Genomic DNA, 11,731 nt, shown 5'->3' with positions numbered 1-11,731 from the left:
CACCGGGAGGAATTTTTCAGCATGCAGACGGTCTTCAGCATCCTTGTCGATGCGCTTGCCTATGGCATGGTCCTGTTCATCATCTCCATCGGCCTTTCGGTGACGATGGGGCTGATGCGGGTGGTCAATCTGGCGCATGGCGCCTTCGCCATGATCGGCGGTTATCTCGCCTCCTATGCCGCCCATGGCCTCGGCCTCGGTTACGCGGTGGCGATCCTCGTCGCCATCGTGGGCACCATCGTCATTGCCATTCCGCTTGAGCGTTTTCTCTATCGCCGCATCTATGGCGCGCCGGAACTGACACAGGTGCTGATGACCATCGGCATCACGTTCTGCATCATCGGCATCGCCAATTTCGTCTTCGGCCCGACGCTGAAGACGATTCCGCTGCCGCAGCAGCTGGCCGGCCCCACCGATCTCGGCTTCCGCACCATCGCCACCCACCGCGTCTTCGCCATTGCCTGCGGTCTGGCCGTTGCCGGTGCATTGTGGTTCACCTTCGAAAAGACCGCCTTCGGCATCAAGCTGCGCGCTGCTGTCGATAACGCCGCCATGGCGGCCGCACTCGGCGTTCGCACGGAGGTCATCTATGCCGTCAGTTTCGCCATCGCCGTCGGCCTTGCCGCCATGGGCGGCGTCATCGGCGCGGAATTGCTGCCGGTCGAACCCTATTATGCGCTGCGTTATATGGTGACCTTCCTCGTGGTGGTCTCGGTCGGCGGCGCGGGCTCCATTCCCGGCGCACTGATCGCCTGCCTGCTGCTCGGCGCCATCGATACGACCGGGCGGTATCTCGCGCCCGAATATGGCGAATTCTTCTTTTACCTGGCGGTCATCGTGATCATCACGCTGTTCCCGCGCGGCCTTCTCGGAAGGGCGAAATGAGATGGCGGTGCTCATGAACGACGTGACTGAAACGGCAGAGATCCCGAAGGCGCGCTCGCCGCTGCGCACGCTTGCAGGGCCGCTCCTCATCATTATCGCCGCCATTGCCGGTTATTACCTGTTTCCGGATAATCTGGCGCTTCTGACCCGCATCATCGCCATTGCGCTTCTCGTGCTATCGATCGATCTCGTTACCGGCTATTGCGGTGTCGCCACGCTCGGCCACGCCGCGCTGTTCGGCGCAGGCGCCTATGCCGCCGGCATCGCCGCCGCCCATTTCGAGATTACCGATCCGCTGCTGATGACCGTGATCGGCGCAGGCGCGGGCGGCGTTGCCGGGCTGGTCTCCGGCACGGTTCTCTTGCGCGCCCACGGCCTGCCGCAGCTCGTTCTTTCCATCGCCGTCATCCACCTGTTTCATGAGGCGGCCAACAAGGCATCGGGCTGGACGGGCGGCAGCGACGGTCTTGCCGGCGTTTCCCCGGACGCGCTGTTCGGCACCTTCGAATTCGACCTTTTCGGCCGCACCGCCTATATTTACGGCGTCTGTCTGCTGCTCGTCGTCTTCCTCGCCCTCAGGGTGGTGGTCAACTCGCCCTTTGGCATGTTGTGCCGCGGCGTCAAGCAGGACAGCATCCGCATTCAGGCCATGGGCGGCGCCGTCAACGGCACGATTTTGAAGATGTTCGTCATATCCGGCATCGTCGCCGGCATTGGCGGTGCGCTGAATGCCATCTCCACCCAGGTCGTCGGCCTCGACAGCCTCAGCTTCACGCTTTCGGCCGAAGCGCTGGTCATGCTGGTGCTCGGCGGCGCGGGTTCGCTTTACGGCGCGCTGATCGGCACTGTTACCTTCATGTGGTTCGAGGATGTCGTTTCCGCCGCCAATCCGTTCCACTGGCTCACCATTGTCGGCCTGCTGCTGATTGCCGTCGTGCTTTTTGCGCCGCGCGGGCTTTATGGCGCGGGTGAGCAGATCATTGCGCGCATCCGTGGAGGTCGCAAATGAGCGCCATTTTCGAAGTCTCCGGCCTCAAGAAAAATTTCGGCGGCCTCGTCGTCACCAATAATGTCTCGCTGTCGCTGTCGCCGGGAGACCGCACGGTGCTGATCGGCCCCAATGGCGCCGGCAAGACCACCTTCGTCAATCTCGTCACCGGCAATATCAAGCCCTCGGCCGGCACGGTGCGCATCGCCGGCGAAGACGTGACCGGCCTCAGCGCCAGTCAGCGGGTGAAGCGCGGCCTTGTGCGCTCCTTCCAGGTCACGCGGCTGTTTCAGGACATGACGCCCGAGGAACATGTGGCGCTCGCCATTCTCCAGCGCGAAGGCAGGACGGGCCGGATTTTCGGCCGTTACCGCGCCATGCCTGCGGTGATGAGCGAAGCCCGCGACATTCTCGGCACGCTTGGCCTCACGGCCCTGGCCGAAACAAGGGTGCGTGAAATCGCCTATGGCCAGCAGCGGCTGATCGAGATCGCGCTTGCCATGGCGCTTCGCCCTAAAATCCTGCTGCTCGACGAACCGGCCGCCGGCGTGCCTTCCACGGAAACCGCGCGCATCGAACAGGCGCTCGACCGGCTGCCGGCCGATCTCGCGATATTGATGATCGAGCACGACATGGATCTGGTCTTCCGTTTCGCCAAACGTGTGGTGGTACTCGCCGCAGGCGCCGTCATCTTCGACGGTTCACCTGAAGACGTCACCAGCAATGCGGAAGTCCGCCAAGCCTATCTGGGAAGTTACGCCGATGCCCGCAGCGCCGCTTGAAATCGTCAACCTCACCGCCGGTTATGGCCCTACCCGCGTCATCGAGGGCCTGTCGCTTTCCGTGCCGTCGGGCTCGCGTTTCGCGGTTCTCGGCCGCAACGGCGTCGGCAAGACCAGCCTCTTCGCCACGCTGGCCGGCCAGACGAAACGCTTCGCCGGCGATATCCGCATCGGCGGGCAGGACATCGCGGCCCTGCCGAGTGCCGCCCGCGCCAAGGCCGGCCTCGGCTATGTGCCGCAGACCCGCGATGTTTTTCCCACCCTCACCGTTGAGGAAAACCTGTTCGTCGGCCTCAAGGCCCGGCCGAAATCGGCCATTGAGGAAGCCTACACGCTGTTTCCGCGCCTGAAAGAGCGCCGCCGCAATCTCGGCTCGCAACTTTCGGGCGGCGAACAGCAGATGCTCTCCACCGCCCGCACCATTCTCGGCCAACCGCGCGTGCTGCTTCTCGACGAACCGCTCGAAGGCCTCGCCCCCGTCATCTGCGAGGAGCTGATGGCCGCCTTCTCCAAACTCGCCCAATCCGGCGAAATGACCATTCTCCTCGTCGAACAGCGCATCCAGATGGCCATCGACTTCGCCGACCACGCCATCATCATGGAACGCGGCCGCATCGTCTGGGAAGGGCCGTCGAGCGACCTTGCGGAGAACCCGGATATTATCGATACGCATCTTGGGGTTGGCGGGCTGCATTGAGCCAACGCATCGCCGTTGCGCGTTCACATATATAATCTCGTCATACCGGCCTTGAGCCGGTATCCAGCCACCCCAAGTCCTTGGGGTGAAAAGACACTTCGCGCCGCGCAGACGCGCGCCGGCTGGATTCCGGCTCAAGGCCGGAATGACGGAGGGTGACCGATCACACAAAGCACCCGCCGTCTCATTTGCCCTTCCTCAAAAAACCCAATGGAATAAAAATTCCACTGCAGTTAAAGTGCACACGATTTCAGTCTGCACAAAGGAACGACAATGACGGCAATCGAGGCGCCAGAATCCGTAAAGGCTTTTGAGGAGCGACTGCTCCAGGTCGCGGAGGGTTTGCCGAAACGATTGCGGCAATGCGCCGATTATGTCGCTTCCAATCAGGATCGCATCGCCGTTTCCACCGTCGCCGAAATGGCGGAAGGGGCTGGCGTGCAGCCCTCGGCCTTCATGCGTTTTTGCCAGATCATGGGCTTTTCCGGCTTTTCGGAAATGCAGCGGCTGTTCCGCGATTCCTATGTCGGCGGCTGGCCGGATTATGCCACGCGACTCGACCATCTGCGGGAAAAGGGCGATGAAAGCGCATCGGGCCTGCTTGCCGAATTCGTGGAGGCCGGCCGTTCCTCGCTGGAAATGCTGCTGAAATCGGTCGATACCCGCCAGCTTGACGAGGCGGTTTCGGCGCTGGCGAAGGCGCGCACCGTGCATATCATCGGTCTGCGGCGCTCCTTCCCCATTGCCAGCTATCTCGCTTACGCCTTCGAGAAGATGAAGGTGCCGGCGGTTCTGCACAGTGCGGTCGGCGGGCTCGGCAATATCAGCGCCATTTCCCGTGACGACGCGCTGATCGCGATCACCTTTTCTCCCTATTCCGCAGAAACGCTGGAGCTGGCGGAAAACGCCCGCGCCAACGGTATTCCGGTCGTGGCGCTCTCCGATTCCGCCGTCAATCCGCTGCGGAAATCCGGCGCGACGCTGCTGACCGTCACCGAGATCGATTTCGGCGCGTTCCGCTCGCTTTCCGCCACGCTCTGTCTGGCCATTACGCTGGCCGTGGCTGTGGGAACTCGCAAAACAGCCTGAATATTTTTATTGAAAACGGAAAAAATAGAATTTATGATCCAAATCCATGAAACGGGCATTCCATAATCGTCCGTCTCGTGACGAACGAAAATGAGCGGAGGAGGCTCATCGGAGCGGGATGGCGAAAGATGCGGGCGATCGTCGCCTGAATGCCGCTCCAGACATGTGAGGCAGACCGTACCGAGGTGCGGTGCTAAGGAGGAACCTTTTGAAAAAACTTGATCTCATCACGATCGGGCGCTCGTCTGTCGATCTGTACGGTTCGCAGGTCGGCGGCCGTCTGGAGGACATGGCCTCCTTTGCCAAATATATCGGCGGCTCTCCCACCAATATCGCAGCCGGCGCTGCGCGCCTCGGGCTCAACAGCGCCGTCATCACCCGTGTCGGCGATGAGCATATGGGCCGCTTCATCCGTGAACAGCTGGTGCGCGAAGGCGTCGATGTGCGCGGTGTGAAGACCGATCCGGAGCGGCTGACCGCGCTGGTGCTGCTCGGCATTCGTGACCAGAACCAGTTCCCGCTGATCTTCTATCGCGAAAACTGCGCCGACATGGCGCTCAGCGAAGACGACATCGATCCAGCCTTCATTGCCGAGGCCGGCTGCATCTGCGCCACCGGCACGCATCTGTCGCATCCGAAGACGGAAGCGGCCGTGCTGAAGGCGCTGAAACTCGCCCGCGAAAATGGCGCGAAGACCGCGCTCGATATCGATTACCGGCCCAACCTCTGGGGTGTGGCCGGCCATGGCGATGGCGAAAGCCGTTTCGTGGAATCGCAGAAGGTGACCGCCAAGCTGCAATCCACCCTGCATCTCTTCGATCTGATCGTCGGCACGGAAGAGGAATTCCACATTGCCGGCGGCTCCACCGATACGCTGGCTGCACTGAATGCGGTGCGCAAGGTTTCGAATGCGACGCTGGTGTGCAAGCGCGGGCCGATGGGCGCTTCGGTTTTCGCCGGCGACATTCCTTCCAGCCTCGACGATGGCGAGACGGGCGAAGGTTTCCCGATCGAGGTCTTCAACGTTCTCGGTGCCGGCGATGGCTTCATGGCCGGGCTGTTCCGCGGCTGGCTGCGCGGCGAGGACTGGCCGACAACGCTGAAATATGCCAATGCCTGCGGCGCCTTCGCCGTCTCCCGCCATGGCTGCACGCCCGCCTATCCAAGCTGGGAAGAGCTGCAATATTTCTTCAAGGCCGGCATTCGCAACAAGGCGCTGCGCAAGGACGAGGCGCTGGAGCAGGTGCACTGGTCGACCAACCGCAAGGGCGACTGGGACACGATGCGCGTCTTCGCCTTCGATCACCGCATGCAGCTGGAAGCCATCGCCGACGAGCTTGGCGTCAAGCACGAGCAGATCGGCGCTTTCAAGAAACTCTGCCTTCAGGCCGCACAGCATGTTGCAGGCGACAGGCCGGGTTACGGCATTCTCTGCGACGGCCGTCTCGGACGTGACGCCCTGTTTGCCGCCAGCGGCTCGGGCCTGTGGATCGGTCGCCCGGTGGAATGGCCGGGTTCGCGCCCACTGACGCTGGAACCCGATCTCGGCAAGGATTTCGGCGGTCTTTCTGAATGGCCGCTTGAAAATGTCGTCAAGGTTCTGTGTTTCTATCATCCCGACGATACGGATGAGATGCGCGCCACGCAGGAAGAGACGGTCATGCGTCTGTTCCAGGCGACACGCCGCAACCGCCTGGAAATGCTGCTGGAGGTCATTCCCTCCAAGGTCGGCCCGACCGACGATTTGACCGCCGCCCGCATCATCGAGCGCTTTTACGAGATCGGCGTCTATCCCGACTGGTGGAAGCTGGAGCCGATGAAGACCCGCGCGGCCTGGAAAAACGCCTGCGACGCCGTGCATCGCAACGATCCTTACGTGCGGGGCATCGTCGTTCTCGGTCTCGACGCGCCGCAAAGCGAGCTGGAAGAGAGCTTCCGCCTTGCCGCCGGTTTCGATCTGGTCAAAGGTTTCGCCGTTGGCCGCACGATTTTCGCGGATGCCGCCCGCAGCTGGCTCGGTGGCAAGATGACCGATGAGGAAGCGGTCAGGGATATGGCGCAGCGCTATACCAGCCTGTGCCGCATTTGGGATGAGGCGCGCGCCAAAAAGGGAGAGGCAGCGTGAAGACAATCAGATTGACGGCTGCGCAGGCCATGGTTCGTTACCTGGCAGCGCAGATGAATGAACATGGCGAAACCTACATCGCCGGCATGTGGGCCATTTTCGGCCATGGCAATGTCGCCGGCATCGGCGAAGCGCTTTATGGTATCCGCGACGAACTGCCGACCTATCGCGGCCAGAACGAGCAATCCATGGCCCATGCGGCCATCGCCTATTCGAAGCAGCTGCGCCGCCGCCGCGCCATGGCGGTCACCTCCTCCATCGGCCCGGGTGCGGCAAACATGGTGACGGCCGCCGCCCTTGCCCATGTCAACCGCCTTCCCGTGCTGTTGATCCCCGGCGACGTCTTCGCCAATCGTGGGCCCGATCCCGTCCTCCAGCAGCTGGAAGATTTCGGCGACGGCACGATGACGGTGAATGACTGCTTCCGCCCCGTCAGCCGTTATTTCGACCGCATCATGCGGCCGGAACAATTGCTGACCGCGCTTCCCCGCGCGATGCGCACCATGACGGACCCTGCCGATTGCGGCCCCGTCACGCTCGCCTTCTGCCAGGATGTGCAGGCGGAGGCCTATGATTACCCTGTCAGCTTCTTCGAAAAGCGTGTCTGGCGCCAGCGCCGCCCCGAGCCGGATGTGGTGGAATTCGAAGAAGCCGTCGCTGCGCTCAAGGCGGCGAAGAACCCGATCATCGTTGCCGGTGGCGGCGTGCATTTTGCCGGCGCAACCGAAACCCTGAAGCGCTTTGCCGAAACCCATTCCATTCCCGTCGTCGAAACGCAGGCCGGTAAATCGGCCGTCGCTTGGGACCATGATCTGAATTTCGGCCCCGTCGGCGTCACCGGCGCGGAAAGCGCCAATATCATCAGCGAGAAGGCCGATCTGGTCTTCGGTGTCGGCACCCGTTTTCAGGATTTCACCACCGGCTCCTGGGCGCTATTCAAGAACCCGAACCGCAAAATCCTGGCGCTTAACGTTCAGCCCTATGACAGCGCCAAGCACGATGCGATCAGCCTGACGGCGGATGCGAAGATCGGGCTTGAGAAACTCTCCGCAGCACTCGGCAGCCACCGTTTTGCGGCGCCGGATGCCGGTCTCAAGGCTGCATGGTTCAAAAAGGCCGATGCCGATACGGCAGCGCCGGGCGAGGACAATGCCAACAGCCTGCCCACCGACATGCAGGTCATCGGCGCGGTGCAGCGCCAGTCGCACGACAATACCGTCGTCATGTGCGCCGCAGGCACCATGCCGGGCGAGCTTCACCAGCTGTGGAAATCCAAGCTGCCGCTCTCCTATCACATGGAATACGGCTTCTCCTGCATGGGTTATGAAGTGGCCGGCGGCCTCGGCATCAAGATGGCGGAACCGGACCGCGACGTGATCGTCATGGTCGGCGACGGCTCCTACATGATGATGAATTCCGAGCTTGCGACATCGGTTGCCATGGGCGTGAAGATCACGCTCGTCATCACCGACAATCGCGGTTACGGCTGCATCAACCGGCTGCAGATGGAAACCGGCGGCGCGGAGTTCAACAACCTCTACGCCCACACCAACGTCAACCCGATCGCCATCGATTTCGTGGCCCATGCGGGCTCTATGGGGGCGGATGCGCGCAAGGTTTCCACCATTACCGAGCTGGAAGAGGCACTTGCGGCAGCCCGTGCCTCCAGCCGCACCACCGTCATCGTTATCGATACCGACCCTTACCCGACGCCGCAGGCCGGCGGTCACTGGTGGGATGTCGCGGTGCCTGAAGTTTCCGACCGCGCCGAAATCGGCCCGGCCCGCGTCCGTTATGAAAACCATGTCAAGGAAAGACAGTAAGATGATCCGTTACGGAACCAACCCGATTGCCTGGTCCAACGACGACGACCGCACGCTTGGCGCGCATATCAGCCTCGAACAATGCCTCGATGAAACCGCCAAGATCGGTTTCGACGGCATCGAGAAGGGCCACAAGTTCCCGACCGAGCCGGCAGGCCTGAAGGGCGTGCTTTCGCCGCGCGGCCTCTCCTTCGTCTCCGGCTGGCATTCGCTGAACCTTCTGACCGACGACATCGAGTCCGAAAAGAAGGCGATGCAGCCGGCGCTTGACCTGCTGAAAGCCATGGGCTCGAAGGTCATCATCGTCTGCGAGACCTCCAATGCCATCCATGGCGATGACAACAAGGCGCTGGTCGACCGTCCGCGCCTTGCGGCCGGGGACTGGGCGAAATTCGGCGCGGGCGTCGAGGCGCTGGCCGCCTTTGCCGCAGAACAGGGTATCACCCTCGTTTATCACCACCACATGGGAACGGTGGTCGAGAGCGAAGAGGAAATCGATCTCCTGATGAAACACACCGGCCCGAAGACGCGTCTCCTGCTCGATACCGGCCATTGCCTGTTCGGCGGCGGCGATCCCGTGCGCGTTGCGCAGAAATACATGGGTCGTGTCGGCCATATCCATGCCAAGAATGTGCGCCCTGCCATTGCCGATCAGGTTCGGGGTGAGCGGCTCTCCTTCCTCGAAGGCGTGCGCCGCGGCGTGTTCACCGTTCCCGGCGACAGCGAAGGCGGCGTGAACTTTCCGCCGGTGCTGAAGGTGGCGGCCGAGCATGGTTACAGCGGCTGGCTGGTGATCGAGGCCGAGCAGGACCCCGACGTGCGCAACCCGTTCGAATATCAGAGCCTCGGGCTGAAATCGCTGAAGGCTTTTGCGCGCGAAGCAGGGCTGGACAAGGCTCAGGCTGCTTGAGCTGAACCGATAACGGGCGGCATATCCCGCCCGTCATATCGGCCTTGAGCCGGTATCCAGCCACCCAAGTCCTTGGGCTGAAAAGAGTTGTCCCCGCCGCGCGGACGCGCGTCGGCTGGACCCCGGCTCAAGGCCGGGGTGACGAGACGGCAAGAACCGACGAACGACTGACCAAAAAGGAACACCACCATGACCTCACTTCTGCGCAAGCCGGTCGCGACCAGCGGCAAGGTGCACGATATCACGCCCCAAAGCGCGGATTGGGGTTATGTCGGTTTCGGCCTCTACCGCCTGAAGCCGGGCGAGACGGCGGCGGAAAACACCGGCGATACGGAAGTCATCCTCGTGCTGGTGGAAGGCAAGGCGACGATTTCCGCAGGCGGTAAGGACTTCGGTGAACTCGGCGACCGCATGAATGTGTTCGAGCGCAAGCCGCCGCATTGCGTTTATGTTCCGGCCGGCTCCGAATGGTCGCTGACCGCCACAACGGATTGCACCATCGGCGTCTGCACCGCACCCGGCGAAAAAGGCAGCCGCGAGGCGCAGCAGATCGGCCCCAATGGCGTGCAGCTCACCGAGCGTGGCAAGGGCGCCAATACGCGTTACATCTTCCCCATCGCCATGGAAGAGCGCGATGTGGCCGACAGCCTGCTGGTAACGGAGGTCTTCACGCCGTCGGGCAACTGGTCATCCTATCCGCCGCACCGGCATGATGAGGATAACTATCCCGATATGACCTATCTGGAGGAGACCTATTATCATCGCCTCAACCCGGCGCAGGGTTTCGGCTTCCAGCGCGTCTTCACCGAAGACGGTTCGCTGGATGAGACCATGGCGGTGTCGGACGGCGATGTCGTGCTGGTGCCCAAAGGCCACCACCCCTGCGGCGCGCCCTATGGTTACGAGATGTATTATCTGAACGTGATGGCGGGGCCGATGCGCAAATGGCGCTTCAAGAACCACCCGGATCACGACTGGATTTTCAAGCGGGATAATCCGTAAGGCATTTCAGGCAAACACCGCCGCCTCCTCATCCCTGTGCTTGTCACAGGGATCCAGCCAGCCCAAGTCCTTGGGCTGGAAGGAGTCTTTCCGTCGCGCGACGCGCGTCGGCTGGATTCGTGTGACAAGCACAGGAATGAGGGGTCTGCGGAGGTACGTCTCGACTCTGCGTTGGAGCTGAACCAACGCATCCAAACAATTGAATTAATTCAAATAATTTCGGGAGGAGAATACCATGGCCGCTCTTGGCGTGGGCCTTATCGGCACCGGTTACATGGGCAAATGCCACGCGCTGGCGTGGAACAACGTCACCAGCGTCTTCGGCGATGTGGAACGCCCCCGTCTCGTGACGCTGGCGGAAGTCAACCCCGAGCTGGCCGCGAAGAAAGCGGCCGAGTTCGGTTTTGCCCGCTCGACAGGCAACTGGCGCGACCTGCTATCCGATCCCGAGATCGACGTGATTTCGGTCACCACGCCCAATGCCTTCCACCCGGAAATGGCCATTGCCGCCCTTGAGGCCGGCAAACATGTCTGGTGTGAAAAGCCGATGGCGCCCGCTTTTACTGACGCGGTGAAGATGCGCGATGCGGCCCGCCGTTCCGGCAAGGCGGCGGCAATGGGCTACAACTACATTCAGAACCCCGTCATCCGCCATATCCGCCGGCTGATCGACGAAGGCGCCATCGGCAGGGTCTATCACGTCCGCGCCGAAATGGACGAGGACTTCATGGCGGATGCCACCCAGCCCTTCTACTGGAAGAGCGAAGCTTCCTCCGGTTATGGCGCGCTGGACGATTTCGCCGTGCACCCGCTGTCACTGCTCTTCGCCCTTTTTGGCCATGCCGAAAGCGCCATTACCGACATGGTGAAACCTTATGAGACCCGGCCGCTTGCCGGCGGTGGCGACCGCGCCGTCGAAACACATGACCTCGCCAGCGTGCTGCTGAAGCTCGAAGGCGGCATTTCCGCCGTGCTCATCGCCAACCGTTCCGCCTGGGGCCGCAAGGGCCGCATCGCCATCCAGATTTATGGTTCCACCGGCTCGATCCTGTTCGATCAGGAACGGATGAACGAGTTCCAGCTCTACACCACGGATGGACGCCCGGAAGAGCAGGGTTTCAGAACAATCCTCACCGCGCCGCACCACAAGCCCTATGACCGCTTCATCCCCGCCCCCGGCCACGGCCTCGGCTTCAACGATCTGAAGGTGATCGAATGCCGGGAACTGATCGCGGCAATCGAGGGGAAAAAGGCCCATATCATCGATTTCGAGGAAGGGCTGAAGATCGAGCGCAGCATTCATGCCATGGCGCGATCATTTGCCGAAGGGCGATGGGTGGGAAGCGCGGAGATTGCGGAATAGAACGCCCACAAAGGGCGAAAACGTCTCCTCCGTCATACCGGCCTTGAGCCGGTATCCAGCCACGGCG

10 protein-coding genes are annotated in these 11,731 nt (G+C 62.0%); all 10 read left to right on the top strand.

Annotated elements, in window-relative coordinates; translation table 11 throughout:
* The first annotated feature begins 21 nt into the window (after nucleotides 1-21).
* The 10 genes from RAC79_RS11940 (at nucleotide 22) to RAC79_RS11895 (ending at nucleotide 11,664) form a co-directional block, all read left to right on the top strand.
* Nucleotides 22-885, top strand: a complete 864-nt coding sequence (locus RAC79_RS11940) for a branched-chain amino acid ABC transporter permease (protein WP_374997037.1) — start codon at nucleotides 22-24, stop codon at nucleotides 883-885.
* Nucleotide 886: 1 nt separating this feature from the next.
* Nucleotides 887-1,894, top strand: a complete 1,008-nt coding sequence (locus RAC79_RS11935; protein WP_065655353.1) for a branched-chain amino acid ABC transporter permease — start codon at nucleotides 887-889, stop codon at nucleotides 1,892-1,894.
* Nucleotides 1,891-2,655, top strand: coding sequence for an ABC transporter ATP-binding protein (locus RAC79_RS11930; RefSeq protein WP_374997036.1), 765 nt, complete (start codon nucleotides 1,891-1,893; stop codon nucleotides 2,653-2,655). The genes RAC79_RS11935 and RAC79_RS11930 overlap by 4 nt, the downstream gene beginning before the upstream one ends.
* Nucleotides 2,636-3,352 carry an ABC transporter ATP-binding protein gene (locus tag RAC79_RS11925; RefSeq protein ID WP_003519829.1) on the top strand — a complete coding sequence of 239 codons (717 nt, stop codon included), beginning with the start codon at nucleotides 2,636-2,638 and terminating at the stop codon, nucleotides 3,350-3,352. Before RAC79_RS11930 ends, RAC79_RS11925 begins: the two co-directional genes overlap by 20 nt.
* A gap of 273 nt (nucleotides 3,353-3,625) precedes the next feature.
* Nucleotides 3,626-4,441, top strand: a complete 816-nt coding sequence (locus tag RAC79_RS11920) for a MurR/RpiR family transcriptional regulator (protein WP_003519830.1) — start codon at nucleotides 3,626-3,628, stop codon at nucleotides 4,439-4,441.
* 208 nt (nucleotides 4,442-4,649) lie between these two features.
* A complete protein-coding gene (gene iolC / locus RAC79_RS11915) occupies nucleotides 4,650-6,566 on the top strand; it encodes a 5-dehydro-2-deoxygluconokinase (RefSeq protein WP_374997035.1) in 1,917 nt (638 codons plus the stop codon).
* Nucleotides 6,563-8,389, top strand: a complete 1,827-nt coding sequence (gene iolD / locus RAC79_RS11910; RefSeq protein ID WP_374997034.1) for a 3D-(3,5/4)-trihydroxycyclohexane-1,2-dione acylhydrolase (decyclizing) — start codon at nucleotides 6,563-6,565, stop codon at nucleotides 8,387-8,389. Before iolC ends, iolD begins: the two co-directional genes overlap by 4 nt.
* Nucleotide 8,390: 1 nt before the next feature.
* The gene (gene iolE, locus RAC79_RS11905) at nucleotides 8,391-9,299 is read left to right on the top strand and encodes a myo-inosose-2 dehydratase (RefSeq protein ID WP_374997033.1); all 909 of its coding nucleotides are present in this window, start codon (nucleotides 8,391-8,393) and stop codon (nucleotides 9,297-9,299) included.
* A gap of 189 nt (nucleotides 9,300-9,488) precedes the next feature.
* A complete protein-coding gene (gene iolB, locus RAC79_RS11900) occupies nucleotides 9,489-10,301 on the top strand; it encodes a 5-deoxy-glucuronate isomerase (protein ID WP_080857918.1) in 813 nt (270 codons plus the stop codon).
* 235 nt (nucleotides 10,302-10,536) lie between these two features.
* Nucleotides 10,537-11,664 (top strand): Gfo/Idh/MocA family protein, encoded by a 1,128-nt coding sequence (locus RAC79_RS11895; RefSeq protein ID WP_374997032.1) that lies wholly within the window; start codon nucleotides 10,537-10,539, stop codon nucleotides 11,662-11,664.
* Nucleotides 11,665-11,731 lie beyond the last annotated feature (67 nt).

Source organism: Agrobacterium sp. LR_9 (assembly GCF_041954855.1).
Classification (GTDB): Bacteria; Pseudomonadota; Alphaproteobacteria; order Rhizobiales; family Rhizobiaceae; genus Agrobacterium; species Agrobacterium leguminum.
The sequence above is the reverse complement of the archived record's forward strand: the minus strand, read 5'-3'. Positions and strand labels throughout refer to the sequence as shown.